Annotated in this window: 9 protein-coding genes; 8 read left to right on the top strand and 1 reads right to left on the bottom strand. The window is 37.1% G+C overall.

Going from position 1 to position 22,305, the window contains the following annotated elements; all coding sequences use genetic code 11:
- Positions 1–23 precede the first annotated feature (23 nt).
- The 4 genes from HN014_RS11800 to HN014_RS11785 all read left to right on the top strand — a co-directional run bounded on the left by HN014_RS11800 (position 24) and on the right by HN014_RS11785 (position 17,245).
- Positions 24–11,696, top strand: a complete 11,673-nt coding sequence (locus tag HN014_RS11800) for a hypothetical protein (protein WP_176029073.1) — start codon at positions 24–26, stop codon at positions 11,694–11,696.
- Between the two features lie 153 nt (positions 11,697–11,849).
- Entirely contained in the window at positions 11,850–12,494 is a 645-nt protein-coding gene (locus HN014_RS11795; RefSeq protein WP_254883992.1) for a hypothetical protein, read from the top strand.
- Positions 12,495–12,531: 37 nt separating this feature from the next.
- A complete protein-coding gene (locus HN014_RS11790; protein WP_176029072.1) occupies positions 12,532–15,834 on the top strand; it encodes an S-layer family protein in 3,303 nt (1,100 codons plus the stop codon).
- Positions 15,835–16,081: 247 nt separating this feature from the next.
- Positions 16,082–17,245, top strand: a complete 1,164-nt coding sequence (locus tag HN014_RS11785; protein WP_176029071.1) for a gliding motility-associated C-terminal domain-containing protein — start codon at positions 16,082–16,084, stop codon at positions 17,243–17,245.
- Between the two features lie 21 nt (positions 17,246–17,266).
- Here the strand turns inward: HN014_RS11785 and HN014_RS11780 are convergent, their stop codons facing one another.
- Positions 17,267–17,692, bottom strand: a complete 426-nt coding sequence (locus HN014_RS11780; RefSeq protein WP_176029070.1) for a GNAT family N-acetyltransferase — start codon at positions 17,690–17,692, stop codon at positions 17,267–17,269.
- Between the two features lie 391 nt (positions 17,693–18,083).
- Here HN014_RS11780 and HN014_RS11775 point away from each other — a divergent pair, with 391 nt between their 5' ends.
- The 4 genes from HN014_RS11775 to gpmI all read left to right on the top strand — a co-directional run bounded on the left by HN014_RS11775 (position 18,084) and on the right by gpmI (position 22,207).
- Positions 18,084–18,809 carry a M15 family metallopeptidase gene (locus HN014_RS11775; protein WP_176029069.1) on the top strand — a complete coding sequence of 242 codons (726 nt, stop codon included), beginning with the start codon at positions 18,084–18,086 and terminating at the stop codon, positions 18,807–18,809.
- Positions 18,810–18,873: 64 nt separating this feature from the next.
- Positions 18,874–19,347 (top strand): CAP domain-containing protein, encoded by a 474-nt coding sequence (locus HN014_RS11770; RefSeq protein WP_176029068.1) that lies wholly within the window; start codon positions 18,874–18,876, stop codon positions 19,345–19,347.
- Between the two features lie 220 nt (positions 19,348–19,567).
- Positions 19,568–20,338, top strand: a complete 771-nt coding sequence (locus HN014_RS11765) for a M48 family metalloprotease (RefSeq protein WP_176029067.1) — start codon at positions 19,568–19,570, stop codon at positions 20,336–20,338.
- A 330-nt stretch (positions 20,339–20,668) separates the two neighbouring features.
- Entirely contained in the window at positions 20,669–22,207 is a 1,539-nt protein-coding gene (gpmI, locus tag HN014_RS11760) for a 2,3-bisphosphoglycerate-independent phosphoglycerate mutase (RefSeq protein ID WP_176029066.1), read from the top strand.
- The last annotated feature ends 98 nt before the right edge of the window (positions 22,208–22,305 follow it).

Below are 22,305 nucleotides of genomic sequence, written 5' to 3'. Positions count from 1 at the left end.
AAAATAAGAAATTTCTTACAAATATGAAAATAAAAGCTACCCTAATCTTACTCATTTGTTTGAATTTTAGCGCATTGTATGCTCAGGTAAAAATAGGAGACAATCCTAACGTTATCGACCCTACCTCTATTTTAGAGTTACAAAGTGCCGATAAGGTTTTTGTACTTACTCGAATAAATGACAGCCAAATGAATTCCCTAACACCTTTAGAAGGTGCTATGGTTTTTAACACCGATCAAAACTGTGTTTTCCAATTTGATGGATCCAATTGGGTTTCTTTGTGCAATTCAACTGAATCAATAACGTTCATTATCGATAATGGAGATTCTTACACTTATACTAATGAAGAAGGAACCACTTATACCATTAATAAAGCACAATTAATAGATAATGGTGACGGAACCTTTACATTTGATAACGGAGGAGGAACTCCTATCACATTTGATGGCACAGATAATCAGCAACTAACTCTTACCGGAAATTTATTATCGCTTGAAAATGGAGGGAATGCTGATTTATCTATTTATTTAAACACCTTAACAACCATCATAGAAAATGCAAATGGAACTTTCTCCTATGTAGATGAGGATGGATCAACAACAACTGTAGATGTAAGCAACCTGGAAACATTAACATCCCTGGCACTAAATGCTGATAACACCAATTTGGACTATGTAGATGAAGACGGATCAACAAATCAGATCAATCTAACAACAGCGGTACAAAACCTGGAAACACTAACAACTATTACAGAAAATGCAAATGGAACTTTCTCCTATGTAGATGAGGATGGATCAACAACAACTGTAGATGTAAGCAATCTGGAAACATTAACATCCCTGGCGCTAAATGCTGATAACACCAATCTGGACTATGTAGATGAAGACGGATCAACAAACCAGATCAATCTAACAACAGCGGTACAAAACCTGGAAACGCTAACAACTATTACAGAAAATGCAAATGGAACTTTCTCCTATGTAGATGAGGATGGATCAACAACAACTGTAGATGTAAGCAATCTGGAAACATTAACATCCCTGGCACTAAATGCTGATAACACCAATCTGGACTATGTAGATGAAGATGGATCAACAAATCAGATCAATCTAACAACAGCGGTACAAAACCTGGAAACACTAACAACTATTACAGAAAATGCAAATGGAACTTTCTCCTATGTAGATGAGGATGGTTCAACAACAACTGTAGATGTAAGCAACCTGGAAACATTAACATCCCTGGCGCTAAATGCTGATAACACCAATCTGGACTATGTAGATGAAGACGGATCAACAAACCAGATCAATCTAACAACAGCGGTACAAAACCTGGAAACGCTAACAACTATTACAGAAAATGCAAATGGAACTTTCTCCTATGTAGATGAGGATGGTTCAACAACAACTGTAGATGTAAGTAACCTGGAAACATTAACATCCCTGGCACTAAATGCTGATAACACCAATCTGGACTATGTAGATGAAGACGGATCAACAAATCAGATCAATCTAACAACAGCGGTACAAAACCTGGAAACGCTAACAACTATTACAGAAAATGCAAATGGAACTTTCTCCTATGTAGATGAGGATGGTTCAACAACAACTGTAGATGTAAGCAATCTGGAAACATTAACATCCCTGGCACTAAATGCTGATAACACCAATTTGGACTATGTAGATGAAGACGGATCAACAAACCAGATCAATCTAACAGCAGCGGTACAAAACCTGGAAACGCTAACAACTATTACAGAAAATGCAAATGGAACTTTCTCCTATGTAGATGAGGACGGATCAACAACAACTGTAGATGTAAGCAACCTGGAAACATTAACATCCCTGGCACTAAATGCTGATAACACCAATCTGGACTATGTAGATGAAGACGGATCAACAAATCAGATCAATCTAACAGCAGCGGTACAAAACCTGGAAACGCTAACAACTATTACAGAAAATGCAAATGGAACTTTCTCCTATGTAGATGAGGATGGTTCAACAACAACTGTAGATGTAAGCAATCTGGAAACATTAACATCCCTGGCACTAAATGCTGATAACACCAATTTGGACTATGTAGATGAAGACGGATCAACAAATCAGATCAATCTAACAGCAGCGGTACAAAACCTGGAAACGCTAACAACTATTACAGAAAATGCAAATGGAACTTTCTCCTATGTAGATGAGGATGGTTCAACAACAACTGTAGATGTAAGCAATCTGGAAACATTAACATCCCTGGCACTAAATGCTGATAACACCAATTTGGACTATGTAGATGAAGACGGATCAACAAACCAGATCAATCTAACAGCAGCGGTACAAAACCTGGAAACGCTAACAACTATTACAGAAAATGCAAATGGAACTTTCTCCTATGTAGATGAGGACGGATCAACAACAACTGTAGATGTAAGCAACCTGGAAACATTAACATCCCTGGCACTAAATGCTGATAACACCAATCTGGACTATGTAGATGAAGACGGATCAACAAATCAGATCAATCTAACAACAGCGGTACAAAACCTGGAAACGCTAACAACTATTACAGAAAATGCAAATGGAACTTTCTCCTATGTAGATGAGGATGGATCAACAACAACTGTAGATGTAAGCAACCTGGAAACATTAACATCCCTGGCACTAAATGCTGATAACACCAATTTGGACTATGTAGATGAAGACGGATCAACAAACCAGATCAATCTAACAGCAGCGGTACAAAACCTGGAAACGCTAACAACTATTACAGAAAATGCAAATGGAACTTTCTCCTATGTAGATGAGGATGGTTCAACAACAACTGTAGATGTAAGCAATCTGGAAACATTAACATCCCTGGCGCTAAATGCTGATAACACCAATCTGGACTATGTAGATGAAGACGGATCAACAAATCAGATCAATCTAACAGCAGCGGTACAAAACCTGGAAACGCTAACAACTATTACAGAAAATGCAAATGGAACTTTCTCCTATGTAGATGAGGATGGTTCAACAACAACTGTAGATGTAAGCAATCTGGAAACATTAACATCCCTGGCACTAAATGCTGATAACACCAATCTGGACTATGTAGATGAAGACGGATCAACAAATCAGATCAATCTAACAGCAGCGGTACAAAACCTGGAAACACTAACAACTATTACAGAAAATGCAAATGGAACTTTCTCCTATGTAGATGAGGATGGTTCAACAACAACTGTAGATGTAAGCAACCTGGAAACATTAACATCCCTGGCGCTAAATGCTGATAACACCAATCTGGACTATGTAGATGAAGACGGATCAACAAATCAGATCAATCTAACAGCAGCGGTACAAAACCTGGAAACGCTAACAACTATTACAGAAAATGCAAATGGAACTTTCTCCTATGTAGATGAGGATGGTTCAACAACAACTGTAGATGTAAGCAACCTGGAAACATTAACATCCCTGGCACTAAATGCTGATAACACCAATCTGGACTATGTAGATGAAGACGGATCAACAAATCAGATCAATCTAACAACAGCGGTACAAAACCTGGAAACGCTAACAACTATTACAGAAAATGCAAATGGAACTTTCTCCTATGTAGATGAGGATGGTTCAACAACAACTGTAGATGTAAGCAATCTGGAAACATTAACATCCCTGGCACTAAATGCTGATAACACCAATTTGGACTATGTAGATGAAGACGGATCAACAAATCAGATCAATCTAACAGCAGCGGTACAAAACCTGGAAACGCTAACAACTATTACAGAAAATGCAAATGGAACTTTCTCCTATGTAGATGAGGATGGTTCAACAACAACTGTAGATGTAAGCAATCTGGAAACATTAACATCCCTGGCACTAAATGCTGATAACACCAATCTGGACTATGTAGATGAAGACGGATCAACAAATCAGATCAATCTAACAGCAGCGGTACAAAACCTGGAAACGCTAACAACTATTACAGAAAATGCAAATGGAACTTTCTCCTATGTAGATGAGGATGGTTCAACAACAACTGTAGATGTAAGCAATCTGGAAACATTAACATCCCTGGCACTAAATGCTGATAACACCAATTTGGACTATGTAGATGAAGACGGATCAACAAATCAGATCAATCTAACAGCAGCGGTACAAAACCTGGAAACGCTAACAACTATTACAGAAAATGCAAATGGAACTTTCTCCTATGTAGATGAGGATGGTTCAACAACAACTGTAGATGTAAGCAATCTGGAAACATTAACATCCCTGGCACTAAATGCTGATAACACCAATTTGGACTATGTAGATGAAGACGGATCAACAAACCAGATCAATCTAACAGCAGCGGTACAAAACCTGGAAACGCTAACAACTATTACAGAAAATGCAAATGGAACTTTCTCCTATGTAGATGAGGACGGATCAACAACAACTGTAGATGTAAGCAACCTGGAAACATTAACATCCCTGGCGCTAAATGCTGATAACACCAATCTGGACTATGTAGATGAAGACGGATCAACAAATCAGATCAATCTAACAACAGCGGTACAAAACCTGGAAACACTAACAACTATTACAGAAAATGCAAATGGAACTTTCTCCTATGTAGATGAGGATGGTTCAACAACAACTGTAGATGTAAGTAACCTGGAAACATTAACATCCCTGGCGCTAAATGCTGATAACACCAATCTGGACTATGTAGATGAAGACGGATCAACAAATCAGATCAATCTAACAGCAGCGGTACAAAACCTGGAAACGCTAACAACTATTACAGAAAATGCAAATGGAACTTTCTCCTATGTAGATGAGGATGGTTCAACAACAACTGTAGATGTAAGCAACCTGGAAACATTAACATCCCTGGCACTAAATGCTGATAACACCAATTTGGACTATGTAGATGAAGACGGATCAACAAATCAGATCAATCTAACAGCAGCGGTACAAAACCTGGAAACGCTAACAACTATTACAGAAAATGCAAATGGAACTTTCTCCTATGTAGATGAGGATGGTTCAACAACAACTGTAGATGTAAGCAACCTGGAAACATTAACATCCCTGGCACTAAATGCTGATAACACCAATTTGGACTATGTAGATGAAGACGGATCAACAAATCAGATCAATCTAACAGCAGCGGTACAAAACCTGGAAACGCTAACAACTATTACAGAAAATGCAAATGGAACTTTCTCCTATGTAGATGAGGATGGTTCAACAACAACTGTAGATGTAAGTAACCTGGAAACATTAACATCCCTGGCACTAAATGCTGATAACACCAATCTGGACTATGTAGATGAAGACGGATCAACAAATCAGATCAATCTAACAGCAGCGGTACAAAACCTGGAAACGCTAACAACTATTACAGAAAATGCAAATGGAACTTTCTCCTATGTAGATGAGGACGGATCAACAACAACTGTAGATGTAAGCAACCTGGAAACATTAACATCCCTGGCACTAAATGCTGATAACACCAATCTGGACTATGTAGATGAAGACGGATCAACAAATCAGATCAATCTAACAACAGCGGTACAAAATCTGGAAACGCTAACAACTATTACAGAAAATGCAAATGGAACTTTCTCCTATGTAGATGAGGATGGTTCAACAACAACTGTAGATGTAAGTAACCTGGAAACATTAACATCCCTGGCACTAAATGCTGATAACACCAATCTGGACTATGTAGATGAAGACGGATCAACAAACCAGATCAATCTAACAGCAGCGGTACAAAACCTGGAAACGCTAACAACTATTACAGAAAATGCAAATGGAACTTTCTCCTATGTAGATGAGGATGGTTCAACAACAACTGTAGATGTAAGCAACCTGGAAACATTAACATCCCTGGCACTAAATGCTGATAACACCAATCTGGACTATGTAGATGAAGACGGATCAACAAATCAGATCAATCTAACAGCAGCGGTACAAAACCTGGAAACGCTAACAACTATTACAGAAAATGCAAATGGAACTTTCTCCTATGTAGATGAGGATGGTTCAACAACAACTGTAGATGTAAGCAACCTGGAAACATTAACATCCCTGGCACTAAATGCTGATAACACCAATTTGGACTATGTAGATGAAGACGGATCAACAAACCAGATCAATCTAACAGCAGCGGTACAAAACCTGGAAACGCTAACAACTATTACAGAAAATGCAAATGGAACTTTCTCCTATGTAGATGAGGACGGATCAACAACAACTGTAGATGTAAGCAATCTGGAAACATTAACATCCCTGGCACTAAATGCTGATAACACCAATCTGGACTATGTAGATGAAGACGGATCAACAAATCAGATCAATCTAACAACAGCGGTACAAAATCTGGAAACGCTAACAACTATTACAGAAAATGCAAATGGAACTTTCTCCTATGTAGATGAGGATGGTTCAACAACAACTGTAGATGTAAGTAACCTGGAAACATTAACATCCCTGGCACTAAATGCTGATAACACCAATCTGGACTATGTAGATGAAGACGGATCAACAAATCAGATCAATCTAACAGCAGCGGTACAAAATCTGGAAACGCTAACAACTATTACAGAAAATGCAAATGGAACTTTCTCCTATGTAGATGAGGATGGTTCAACAACAACTGTAGATGTAAGCAACCTGGAAACATTAACATCCCTGGCGCTAAATGCTGATAACACCAATTTGGACTATGTAGATGAAGACGGATCAACAAACCAGATCAATCTAACAGCAGCGGTACAAAACCTGGAAACGCTAACAACTATTACAGAAAATGCAAATGGAACTTTCTCCTATGTAGATGAGGATGGTTCAACAACAACTGTAGATGTAAGCAACCTGGAAACATTAACATCCCTGGCACTAAATGCTGATAACACCAATTTGGACTATGTAGATGAAGACGGATCAACAAATCAGATCAATCTAACAGCAGCGGTACAAAATCTGGAAACGCTAACAACTATTACAGAAAATGCAAATGGAACTTTCTCCTATGTAGATGAGGATGGTTCAACAACAACTGTAGATGTAAGTAACCTGGAAACATTAACATCCCTGGCACTAAATGCTGATAACACCAATCTGGACTATGTAGATGAAGACGGATCAACAAACCAGATCAATCTAACAGCAGCGGTACAAAACCTGGAAACGCTAACAACTATTACAGAAAATGCAAATGGAACTTTCTCCTATGTAGATGAGGACGGATCAACAACAACTGTAGATGTAAGCAATCTGGAAACATTAACATCCCTGGCGCTAAATGCTGATAACACCAATCTGGACTATGTAGATGAAGACGGATCAACAAACCAGATCAATCTAACAGCAGCGGTACAAAACCTGGAAACGCTAACAACTATTACAGAAAATGCAAATGGAACTTTCTCCTATGTAGATGAGGACGGATCAACAACAACTGTAGATGTAAGCAATCTGGAAACATTAACATCCCTGGCGCTAAATGCTGATAACACCAATCTGGACTATGTAGATGAAGACGGATCAACAAACCAGATCAATCTAACAACAGCGGTACAAAACCTGGAAACGCTAACAACTATTACAGAAAATGCAAATGGAACTTTCTCCTATGTAGATGAGGATGGTTCAACAACAACTGTAGATGTAAGCAATCTGGAAACATTAACATCCCTGGCACTAAATGCTGATAACACCAATCTGGACTATGTAGATGAAGACGGATCAACAAATCAGATCAATCTAACAACAGCGGTACAAAACCTGGAAACGCTAACAACTATTACAGAAAATGCAAATGGAACTTTCTCCTATGTAGATGAGGATGGTTCAACAACAACTGTAGATGTAAGCAATCTGGAAACATTAACATCCCTGGCACTAAATGCTGATAACACCAATCTGGACTATGTAGATGAAGACGGATCAACAAACCAGATCAATCTAACAGCAGCGGTACAAAACCTGGAAACGCTAACAACTATTACAGAAAATGCAAATGGAACTTTCTCCTATGTAGATGAGGACGGATCAACAACAACTGTAGATGTAAGCAATCTGGAAACATTAACATCCCTGGCACTAAATGCTGATAACACCAATCTGGACTATGTAGATGAAGACGGATCAACAAATCAGATCAATCTAACAACAGCGGTACAAAATCTGGAAACGCTAACAACTATTACAGAAAATGCAAATGGAACTTTCTCCTATGTAGATGAGGATGGTTCAACAACAACTGTAGATGTAAGCAATCTGGAAACATTAACATCCCTGGCACTAAATGCTGATAACACCAATTTGGACTATGTAGATGAAGACGGATCAACAAATCAGATCAATCTAACAGCAGCGGTACAAAACCTGGAAACGCTAACAACTATTACAGAAAATGCAAATGGAACTTTCTCCTATGTAGATGAGGATGGTTCAACAACAACTGTAGATGTAAGCAACCTGGAAACATTAACATCCCTGGCACTAAATGCTGATAACACCAATCTGGACTATGTAGATGAAGACGGATCAACAAATCAGATCAATCTAACAACAGCGGTACAAAACCTGGAAACGCTAACAACTATTACAGAAAATGCAAATGGAACTTTCTCCTATGTAGATGAGGATGGTTCAACAACAACTGTAGATGTAAGTAACCTGGAAACATTAACATCCCTGGCACTAAATGCTGATAACACCAATCTGGACTATGTAGATGAAGACGGATCAACAAACCAGATCAATCTAACAGCAGCGGTACAAAACCTGGAAACGCTAACAACTATTACAGAAAATGCAAATGGAACTTTCTCCTATGTAGATGAGGACGGATCAACAACAACTGTAGATGTAAGCAATCTGGAAACATTAACATCCCTGGCACTAAATGCTGATAACACCAATCTGGACTATGTAGATGAAGACGGATCAACAAACCAGATCAATCTAACAACAGCGGTACAAAACCTGGAAACGCTAACAACTATTACAGAAAATGCAAATGGAACTTTCTCCTATGTAGATGAGGATGGTTCAACAACAACTGTAGATGTAAGCAATCTGGAAACATTAACATCCCTGGCGCTAAATGCTGATAACACCAATCTGGACTATGTAGATGAAGACGGATCAACAAATCAGATCAATCTAACAGCAGCGGTACAAAACCTGGAAACGCTAACAACTATTACAGAAAATGCAAATGGAACTTTCTCCTATGTAGATGAGGATGGTTCAACAACAACTGTAGATGTAAGCAATCTGGAAACATTAACATCCCTGGCGCTAAATGCTGATAACACCAATCTGGACTATGTAGATGAAGACGGATCAACAAATCAGATCAATCTAACAGCAGCGGTACAAAACCTGGAAACGCTAACAACTATTACAGAAAATGCAAATGGAACTTTCTCCTATGTAGATGAGGACGGATCAACAACAACTGTAGATGTAAGTAACCTGGAAACATTAACATCCCTGGCGCTAAATGCTGATAACACCAATCTGGACTATGTAGATGAAGACGGATCAACAAATCAGATCAATCTAACAGCAGCGGTACAAAACCTGGAAACGCTAACAACTATTACAGAAAATGCAAATGGAACTTTCTCCTATGTAGATGAGGATGGTTCAACAACAACTGTAGATGTAAGCAACCTGGAAACATTAACATCCCTGGCGCTAAATGCTGATAACACCAATCTGGACTATGTAGATGAAGACGGATCAACAAATCAGATCAATCTAACAGCAGCGGTACAAAACCTGGAAACGCTAACAACTATTACAGAAAATGCAAATGGAACTTTCTCCTATGTAGATGAGGATGGTTCAACAACAACTGTAGATGTAAGCAATCTGGAAACATTAACATCCCTGGCGCTAAATGCTGATAACACCAATCTGGACTATGTAGATGAAGACGGATCAACAAATCAGATCAATCTAACAGCAGCGGTACAAAACCTGGAAACGCTAACAACTATTACAGAAAATGCAAATGGAACTTTCTCCTATGTAGATGAGGATGGTTCAACAACAACTGTAGATGTAAGCAATCTGGAAACATTAACATCCCTGGCGCTAAATGCTGATAACACCAATCTGGACTATGTAGATGAAGACGGATCAACAAATCAGATCAATCTAACAGCAGCGGTACAAAACCTGGAAACGCTAACAACTATTACAGAAAATGCAAATGGAACTTTCTCCTATGTAGATGAGGATGGTTCAACAACAACTGTAGATGTAAGTAACCTGGAAACATTAACATCCCTGGCGCTAAATGCTGATAACACCAATCTGGACTATGTAGATGAAGACGGATCAACAAATCAGATCAATCTAACAGCAGCGGTACAAAACCTGGAAACGCTAACAACTATTACAGAAAATGCAAATGGAACTTTCTCCTATGTAGATGAGGACGGATCAACAACAACTGTAGATGTAAGCAACCTGGAAACATTAACATCCCTGGCACTAAATGCTGATAACACCAATCTGGACTATGTAGATGAAGACGGATCAACAAATCAGATCAATCTAACAACAGCGGTACAAAATCTGGAAACGCTAACAACTATTACAGAAAATGCAAATGGAACTTTCTCCTATGTAGATGAGGATGGTTCAACAACAACTGTAGATGTAAGTAACCTGGAAACATTAACATCCCTGGCACTAAATGCTGATAACACCAATCTGGACTATGTAGATGAAGACGGATCAACAAACCAGATCAATCTAACAGCAGCGGTACAAAACCTGGAAACGCTAACAACTATTACAGAAAATGCAAATGGAACTTTCTCCTATGTAGATGAGGATGGTTCAACAACAACTGTAGATGTAAGCAACCTGGAAACATTAACATCCCTGGCGCTAAATGCTGATAACACCAATCTGGACTATGTAGATGAAGACGGATCAACAAATCAGATCAATCTAACAGCAGCGGTACAAAACCTGGAAACGCTAACAACTATTACAGAAAATGCAAATGGAACTTTCTCCTATGTAGATGAAGATGGTTCAACAACAACTGTAGATGTAAGCAACCTGGAAACATTAACATCCCTGGCACTAAATGCTGATAACACCAATTTGGACTATGTAGATGAAGACGGATCAACAAACCAGATCAATCTAACAGCAGCGGTACAAAACCTGGAAACACTAACATCAATGACACAAAATGATGCAAGTGCTACTGGTGAAATTACTTATACAGATGAGGACGGAAGTACTTCTACAGCACAAGTTGTAAGTGCTGATGCGAACAATCAGGTAACGTCAGGAGCAGATGGAGGAGCTTTCTTTGTTAGCCCTGTAAAAGCTTTAGCTAAAGTTACAATGACATATACCGGTGCTTTTAACACCTATCAAAACCATACAATTGCTAAACAATTTAATATTGCAACCATAGAAAGAGCTAATGAAGGAGACTATAATGTTACATTTACTACCCCAATGCCTGATGCTCATTATATAATACAATTAACCATATTAGATTGTGGAGGTAATTGCCCTGGAAACTCAAATGCTAATTACGACGATCCTGGTATCACCTATTATAATCAAACGGCAAACGGATTTAGTATCAACATTGGAGATAGTGATAATGGAACTAATCAAAAAGATGATATTGATTTAGAATTTATGCTAACAGTATTCGATTTTTAAAATGATTGTTAAATATTAAAACACATAAAAAAGGGACTTTTCTTTGTAAGGGAAGTCCCCTATTTACAATAAAAAGAAAACGTGCTATTTTTCATCCCCTACTCAAAAAACCTATTAAATGAAAAAGAAAACCTGAATACCATAACTTTTAACATGAGAAACACGCTACTAATAGTTTTAGCCTTTATAATATCCCTTCCTATATATAGTCAGATTGATGCGAATTCCCTTATGGGACTTCCAACAGCTACAAATGCTGAAATGTTGGGAATTACCTCTCCTGCAATAGGAGCTGTTGTATTTAATACGACGGATCAAGCTGTATACAGATTTACAAGTTCCGGATGGCAAAAAAACACAGATGATCAAACAGCATCAGAAGTTTCGATAGATACTCCTGTCGACTTAAACAATATTGCTACTGATCCCGGTTCCGGAAATGAAACTACCGTTGAAGAAGCTATTCAGGCAATTGCTCCGATTACTTCTAGAGCTGCAAGGGTATTTTATCCTCCTTCAATAGAAATTGACGCTTCGACAAACGGGACCTTCACTGTCAATTTATACAATCAATATACAGCACAATTTGCAACTCCTACTGCAAGTAGTGCCGGAGCACCAAATACCATCCCGACCTATAGTGCTTCTGACTTATATTATTATGTAACCTTTGCTGACCCTACAGTATTTAATACCGCAACTATGTCAATAGATGCAAATGGAGTGTTAACCTATACCATTATAGGTCAACCTGCCGACTTTAATGCCCTTATTAATGTCGTTTTTGTAGTTAAATAATAAGTTTATACAATACAAAGTTTTTTTAATGTTCAAAATGAGCAAACCCCTGTTGTTTGTAGGAATTATTCTTGCAACAATACAGCTGTGCTATTCTCAAGCTACAGTAGAAATTGAAGTAAACTGGACGAACTGGTCTTCTGAAAATAGAGTAACACTATTAGACCCCTCTAATACGGTTGTTCTGCCACGAATCTGTAATCCTGTCACATGTTTCAATGGACTTAGTAATAATTCTTACACCACCGTTGGAACCCCACAAACATATAATCTTCCCTATAATTCGGCATACACGCTCCGATTAGAAGATACCTATGGGGATGGATGGAATGGAACGGCATCTTTCGTAAGAGTTACAATTGACGGAGTAGTCACTCTAGAAGAAAGATTAGAAAATGGATCTTTAAGAGATATTCCCTTATACATAGAAGCTATTCCTGTAAATCAACCTTTATCTTTATTTGATAAATTCAATGGATATTATGATTATGCAGTTACTGGAGATTCTTTTAGAACAAATAGCAATACAGTTAATGCCTGTTCTATAAAAACAACCTCGACCGGGATTACCTTAACTACCCCAATAGCACCTTCTGCTACTATCCAAAAAGCATATCTGTTCTGGGCACATTCCAACAGCATCCCTGACAAACAAGTCACATTCGAAAATCAAACTATCAATGCAGATATTACCAAAAAAACAACTATTGACGGTATTAACTTATATGGAATGGTTAGTGATGTTACTTCTATAATTCAAGGAATAGCAGACCCTTCTGCAAATACATATGATTTCTCCGGATTAACAATAGATAATAGTGCGACTTATTGTAATAGCGGGATTGTATTAGGAGGATGGAGTCTCATGATTTTTTATACAGCACCTGGGCTTCCTGCAGTATCTATAAATCTATATGATGGTTTTGATGGAGGACAAAATACAACAACTAATTATACACTCTCTGGTTTTTTTGCTAACGGAGGTACCGGATCTAAAACCTCTGTACTTTCCTGGGAAGGAGATATTACCCTCGCTAATAATGAATCACTGTCTATTACAACAGGGATTAATGGAGGGCCCTATACATTAAATGGAGATGGAGATAATATCGGCGGGACCAGTAACCCTTTTAATTCCACTATTTTTGACAATACAGTAACTCCTAATGTAAACCGTACAACATATGGAGTCGATTTTGATACCTATGATATTTCTCCCTACATCATAACAGGAGAAAATAGCACGACTACAAGTGTTGGTGTCGGACAAGATTTTGTTATTCTTAACGCTGTATTACTAAAAGTACCTAGTAACCTTATTACCGGATATATTTTTGAAGATATCAACTACCCAGGAGGGAATGGTAGAAACCGAACAACTGCAAATGGGGCTCCTGTAGAGAATGCCTTAGTAGAATTATACGACAGCACCGGAACATTTGTTGAAAGTACAACCTCAGACGCTGATGGCATCTATACTTTTGGAGGAATGGAAAATGGCAATTATAGTGTAAGAGTAGTAAACAGTAGCGTTCGCTCCTCCAGAGGAGGCGGAGCTTCATGTACCAACTGTTATCCCATCCAAACTTTTAGAAAAAATTACACCTCTCCTACATACACCAATATTATAACGGAAATAGGAGGAGCTTCTCCTGCTCAGGAAGATGTTGTTGCTGGAAGTATAACAAATGCACAAACCGTCTCTACTGTTACCATTCTAAACGAGGGAGTGGTTGATCTTGACTTTGGTTTCAATTTTAATACAATTGTCAATACAAATGAAAGTGGACAAGGATCTATTGCTCAATTTATCGTGAATTCGAATCATCTGGATGAAACCGGACTAGACATTGAAGCAAATAGTATCTTCAACCCTGGTGTAGAAGAAGACACTTCTATATTTATGATTCCACCAACAAGTGATCCTTTAGGAAGAACTTCTGATGCTAATTTTATTAATGGGTATTTTGATATCACGATAAGTAATGGAACTCCTTTACCAATTATAACCGCAGATAACACCTTTATTGATGGAAGAACGCAAACAGCATATAGTCATACCAATACAGGAACCATAGGCTCTGGAGGAACTCTTGTCGGCACCTCAGCTAATACACTACCTTCTTATAATCTACCGGAAGTTCAATTACATCGAAACAATGGTGATGTTATTCAAGTCCAAGGAAATAATACTTCTATAAGGGGAATTGCTGTATTTGCCAGTAATAATAGTGGGATTGTAATTAACAATTCATCAACAATACTAACAGAAAACTTAATTGGTGTTAATGCAGACGGTATTGCTTCTGGTAATATCGATCATGGAATCTCAGTTATAGGAAATACCCTATCAGGATCTTCCACAATTAGCAATAATTATATTGCTTATAATACAGAAACAGGAATATCTATAAGTGGAGGTGCTTCAACTAATATTATCGGTAATCATATTACAAATAATGGTATTGCTTCATGTAATGATAATATTACTATTCTCAGCGGAAACGGAATTACCCTTCAAAGAAACTTGATAGAAAATGCAGCGGCCATAGGAATAGATGCACGCTCCTCTTCTAGTAATATTGCTATAACAGAAAATACAATTCGAACCTCCGGACAACATGGAGGGAGTTGTTCCGGTAGTGTTGAAAATTCAGGAATTCGATTGAGCGGTAACAACTCATCTATTACCAATAATATTATTAATGAGAACGGAGGAAGTGGTATCGTTATTACCGGAGGCAACACCTCTGGAAATCTAATTTCCAGAAATTCGATTTATAATAATGGAACCACCAGTAGTGCATTAGGGATAGACATAGACGAGTCCTCTGGAGGAAACCCTACAGGAAACGGAGTGACTTTAAACGATATGAACGATATAGATGCCGGTCCTAATGGTGTAGTGAATTTTCCTGTCTTCCAATCTGCAGTTATTGCAGGTACTACGCTCATCGTAAGCGGGTGGTCCCGCCCTGGTGCTATAATTGAGTTCTTTGTTACTGACATATCAGAAGGTACAGCCAGTATCGGAGACAATCAGATGGGACTTACTCAAGATTATGGCGAAGGTCAAACATTTCTGGTTGCTGCAACAGAAGGAAGTCCTCAAGATACGGCTACAGGAATCTCTACGTATAATGATGCTGATGGAAATACAGATAACACGAATCAGTTTTCATTTACACTTACAATTCCTACTGCATATTCGACCGGAACACTTATAACAGCAACAGCAACAGTGGGGAATAGCACTTCCGAATTTGGAAACACCTTCCCTGTTGGCGCCAGAAACATTATTACAAATAGGAGAATAACATATCGAATTAAAAAGAATTAAACTCAGGTCTCACCCAACATAATCCCCTACTTTTTTACCTATTTTTTTAAAATTCGACATTTATGAAATAAGAACTTGTTAAAAAAAGCTTTTTTAGTAATTGTATTTAATCGACAAAAACATGCATTTAAACGATGTTTTTTGTCGATTCAAGGCACAAAAGCTATTGTTATTCACTATTTTAAACTATATTTACTCCAGAAATCAATTACTGCACTGCCGTAATTATTTAATACCCGTAGAAAAAATGAATAAGTTATTGACAACCATATTACTAGCCTCAATTTCAAGCAATATCTTTGCACAAGTAGCTTTTCATAATGCTGGAAATGTTCAGATTCATGATCAAGGACAAGTAGGATTTCATATCGACTTGATTAACAATGGAACTTTTGATAACAACCTTGGATTAGCTGGATTTTATAACACTGCTAACAGCTTGACTGTATCCGGGACCAATAGACCCGTATTTCATGATTTAGAAGTTGATGTCCCTAATGATTTATTTTTAGAAGTGTCAGTAGGAACTAATAATTTCCAACAATTCGTTAATGGTAGAGTTATTACTCCTAGAGATCAAAAAAATGTATCTTTTGATTACCTTAATGATGCTCCATATGATGGAGAAAATGACGATCGATTTGTAGATGGATACGCTTCGGTTCAGGGAGATTTGGATTTTACATTTCCTATAGGAGATGATTATAGATTACGTCCTATGTCAATTGATAACCAATCTGCTGCTATAGCAAGTAAAGGAGCTTACTTTTTTGACAATCCTAATTCCCCTAACTATTTTTCTGATAACTTCAATACAGAAAGCAGAGCTGCAACTTTATTTAACATCAGTATCTTCGAGTTCTGGGATTTAGATGGAGATATAGAAACAGGAGTAACACTTACCTGGGATGACAACAGTAACATTCCTACTTTAGTAGATGATTTAAATGATCTGAGAGTTGTAGGATGGGATATTGAAACTGAAAAATGGGTTAATCTTGGAAACGTAAGTATATCAGGTAATATGGATAGTGGTTCAATTACTTCAGAATCTATTATCCCTAGTAAATATGCTGTATTAACCTTTGGATCATCAAGCAAATTACTAGATGGAGATCTGGAAATTTTTACGGCTATCTCTCCTAATGGAGATAACCTGAATGACTCATTCAAAATCCAGGGATTAGCAGAATTCCCAAATAATGAAGTATTAATTTACAATAGATGGGGAGTGTTAGTCTATAGCCAAAAACAATATCACTTACACCAGGAAACGAATGGTTTCAAAGGAATTTCTGATGGAAGAGCGACAATCAATAAAGATGAGAAATTACCAGAAGGAACTTATTATTATATCTTAAAAATAGACGGTTCAGAAGACCGAAGCGGATATTTATACATCAATAGATAATTATTCTATCAGCAAGATACACTATATTTTTTTGACAAAATGGTATCCCCATATTTCATATCCCTCATTAAGATAAAACTTATGTGAGGGATAATTTATTACATAACTATTAAGTTCAGAAGCCTCACACCCCCTACTCCTGGCATATTCATAAATCCATTCGAAAACCATTTTCCCAATTCCTTTACTCCTGTATGCTTCCTCTATAAAAACATGATCAGGCTCACAGGATTTCCCTACATAATGACGTGTCATAAACCAAAGTCCAAAAACACCAATAAGTTGATCTCCCAGATATACCCCTCTACATTCATAATTTTGTCCCAGCATTTCATAAAAACGCTCTAATAATACCTCATCAGAAAACTTGTGTTCAGTCAATTTCTGTATCATAGGCAATACCTTGGGAAAACTGTGCTTATCTAATTGCCGAAATGTTAAATTCATTATATTTTTTTGCACTAAAATACTTATACATTTATCATAAACCCATAAGTAAGAGTCCTAAATATTTCTTATAGTTTTATCATTCACTTCCCTTGTTCCCCTGCAACATACTTATCCTTTGTTAATCTACTAGAATTTGCATAAGAAAGTGAGTGTTAGTCTTCGAGATTCATTAAAAAATGAAGTCCTATTCTAATGATTGAACAAAAGCAAAACCTTCTTTTCTTGAAAAAAATTCCTTTTTATTCGTTTCGACGGGAATATCTTACTCCATAGCAGGTGAACTGAAAGCAAATCCATGTGATATTTTGAAATATATTATTAATTTCGAAGCATCCCTCAAAGCAGTAAACTAACCATAGCGTGAAACCTAATTAAATGATTTGTAAAAATGATACGAAGAGAATTTATTAAAACATCTTTATTAGGAATAACAGGGATATCCTGTTTTCCTGTAGCTTCTTTAACCCCTTCTTTTTCCAAAGATGACCTTATGGGAAAAAGCAATCCTACTCTTTATGGCACTTCGTACAAACTGCGAAAAGAGGCACATCAATCATTTCTGGAAATGAGTAAAGCTGCCAGTAAAAGTGGTATTCGTATAAAAGTAGTCTCCAGCTATAGAAATTATGCACATCAAAACAGAATATGGGAACGAAAATACAAAGCATTCACTACTAAAAAAATGACCCCAGAGCAAGCGATCAAAAAAATTATTGAATATTCTACAATTCCAGGAACCTCCAGACATCACTGGGGAACAGATCTTGATATTGTAGATGGGAATGCGCCACAACCAAAAGGCTTGTTATTAGAAAAAAACTTTGCTTCAGAAGGTCCTTTTTGCAAACTAAAAGAATGGATGGATCGTCATGCCAGTTCTTTTGGCTTTGAGCTTGTTTATACGAATAAAGAAGGAAGAAAAGGATTCAAATACGAACCCTGGCATTATACATACACCCCTTTATCAATCCCTATGCTCAAAGCATACCGAAAAATTGATATCAAAAAGGAACTGGAAAAAGCTAACTTACTAGGTAGTAGTCATTTTACCGATACATTTATTCAAAACTATATAAACGAAAACATCCTGGATATTAATCCCGAATTACTTTAGGCAGTTGTATACTAAAGTCAATTAATATGGGTTATTATAAGAAAATATAAAATCTACTTTTATCATGAAAAAGCCCCTTAAAATTTTAGTATTGTTTTTAGTGACTGTTTCAACCTTAATCTCCTGTAGTAAGGATGAAGATGATACGGTTACCAATCGATCGAGCGAAGCCTATACAAATCAAATTTTTGAACTCATAAATGCTCACCGAGAAAGTATCGGACTTCAGGCTTTAGAAAGAAATCCTACGGCAGATCAATTAGCTGTTGATCATACAGAATATATGATTTCTAAAGCAGCGATTAGTCATGATAACTTTAATGATCGCTCTAGTTCCTTATCAGAGGAAGAAGGAGCAACTGCTGTGGCAGAAAATGTAGCTAGTATATACCCTGATCCGGAAAGCGTTGTTAATGGATGGCTTAATAGTAGTGGTCATAAGGCAAATATAGAAGGAGAATATTCTCATACTGGTATTGCAGCTATCAAAGACAAACAAGGAAAGTATTATTATACTCAGCTTTTCTTTAGAAAATAATAAAGGCTACAAAATCAGACCTTATCAAAAATATCTTGTTTAAAAATATGGAGAAAATGATGCATAATACGTTTTCAAAAAAACTATATTGCACCCGATACCTGATAAACACGTTACCCGCTTTTTTGAAAAGTACGTTGGTTTTTATCTTTAAAAAAGAAAATCACCCCCTGCTTTTTAATATTTAGTATTTTTATAAAACAATAAAAAAACAGATACTATGAGAGGTCGAGGAGGTCTGAAAATAAGGATATTAATAGGAGTAGCAATAGTTGCTTTTGCGTTTATCAAAAAATGTAACAACAAAACTCTTAATCCATACACAGATCGGGTACAAAATATCAATATGAGTACTGATCAGGAAATTGCAATTGGATTGCAAAGTGCTCCACAAATGGCAAATCAACATGGAGGACTCTATCCGGATCAAAAATTACAGAATTACATTGATATGGTAGGAAGAAAATTAGTGAATAGTACTACAGCTAGAGAAACCCCGTATAAATATGAATTTCATTTATTAGCAGACCCAAATACAATTAATGCATTTGCCCTTCCTGGAGGACAAATATTCATTACCTATGCTTTATTATCCCGATTACAGAATGAAGATCAAGTTGCTGGGGTACTAGGACATGAAATCGGACATGTACTTGGTAGACATTCCGCAGAACGAATCGCAGAACACGATTTCTGGAAAACAATTGCAACCGGAGCCTCTGTAGGAGCAGATGCCGGCGGTATTGTTAATCAAATCGGACAAAATGTACTCCTGGGAAATGGAAGGGATGATGAACTAGAAAGTGATAAACTTGGAGTTCGGTTTATGATTAAGGCAGGGTATAATCCTGAAGAAATGATCGAAGTCATGAGAATTCTAAAAGAAGCTGCAGGACCTAACAGAACTCCTGAATTCCAAAGTACACATCCTGATCCGGATAATCGAATTGAAAAAATAAGAGATGCAATCAGAGAATATCAACAATCATAAGCAGACTGTTTATATTCATTTTAAATAATAAAAAAACAAGTGCTAAAATGCACTTGTTTTTTTATTCCACATTCCCGTCTTTTTTATCAATTCCCTAAACTACGACCACTCCTTTTATGAATCTTATGATTCTTCCCCTTTCATACTCCTATTCTTTATAAAACCAATAATTCCTAGAAAAAAACAATCTCAAAAATCTTGTTTCTTCCAGTACATACAGCCTCGTTTTTTTTAGGAGCTTACTAAGCTTTATTGTAATTTTACGATCCTTTTTATAAAAAGCACCTATGTACGAATAGTTGCATATTGCTATTAAATGTTTTAAAGACCATGAAAAAAAAAGTAATCCTGATGATTTTAGACGGATGGGGAACCTCTCCCGATCCTAAAGTATCTGCAATTGACAATGCAAAAACTCCATTTATTGATGGGTTATACACTAAATATCCCAATGCCTCTTTAAGAACAGATGGATTACATGTGGGGCTTCCTGATGGACAAATGGGAAATAGTGAGGTCGGTCATATGAATTTGGGAGCTGGTCGTATTGTATATCAGGATCTGGCTAAAATTAATATGGCTATTGAAAAACAAACACTTCATCAGGAAAAAGAATTACTCGCTGCTTTTTCATATGCAAAAACCAATCAAAAAAAGATTCACTTATTAGGACTTGTCAGTGATGGAGGTGTACACTCACACATTGATCATATAAAAGGATTATTAGATGCCGCTCATAAGATGGATATTACAGATATCTATTTACACGCCTTTACAGATGGAAGAGATGTCGACCCTCAATCAGGAATAGATCATATCCGATCCATAGAAGCATATATGGAGAAAACCACCGGTTCTCTCGCCTCTATTGTAGGACGATATTATGCAATGGATAGAGATAAGCGATGGGAACGTGTAAAGTTAGCTTATGATTTAGTAGTACATGGCGAAGGAACCCCTTCTACCAATAGTATCAAAAGTATACAGGAAAGCTATGACAATGATATTACAGATGAATTTATAAAACCTATTTCGCTTCAAAAAGATAATAAAGCAGTAGCGACGATCGCAGCAGATGATGTGGTTATTTTCTTTAACTTCAGAACGGATCGAGGAAGAGAGTTAACCGAAATGCTCTCTCAAAAAGACATGCCGGAATACAATACCAAAAAGCTGCCGTTATATTATGTAACTATGACCAATTATGATGAAAGCTTTACCGGCATCAATGTTATTTATAATAAAGACAACATTACAGAAACGCTGGGAGAAGTCCTTGCTAAAGCAGGCAAAAAGCAAATCAGAATTGCTGAAACTGAAAAATACCCGCATGTAACTTTCTTTTTTTCTGGGGGTAGAGAAGAACCTTTTGAAGGAGAATCCAGAATCTTAAAAAACTCTCCCAAAGTTGCCACTTATGACTTACAACCAGAAATGAGTGCCTATGAATTAACTGATTCACTAGTAGAAGCATTAAAACAAGAAGATACGGATTTCGTCTGTCTTAATTTTGCAAACGGAGATATGGTAGGACATACAGGAGTTATGGAAGCTGCTATTAAAGCCTGTGAAGCAGTAGATACTTGTGTAGAAAAAATCGTTACAACCGGGTTATCCCATGGTTATACTACTATCCTGATCGCAGATCACGGAAATTGTGAAACTATGATTAATCCTGATGGAACTCCACATACTGCACATACGACGAACCCTGTACCAGTAATCTTGATTGATCAGGACATGACTCCTATCAAAGATGGTATCCTTGGTGATATTGCCCCTACTATCTTAGACTTGATGAATATAGACAAACCCGAAGCAATGACTCAACACTCTTTAGTTACTGCCAGTGTAAAGGAAAATTCGTAATTTGCAATTCACAAAATACCGTTTCTTAGCTCTGCTATTTGTAACAGGGTTAAAAAATCAATCACTTTATCTTTTATAAAGTGATTGATTTTTTTCGA

It is taken from the genome of Aquimarina sp. TRL1 (assembly GCF_013365535.1).
GTDB lineage: Bacteria > Bacteroidota > Bacteroidia > Flavobacteriales > Flavobacteriaceae > Aquimarina > Aquimarina hainanensis.
Note: the sequence above shows the minus strand (reverse complement) of the source record. Positions and strands in the feature narration are given on the sequence as shown.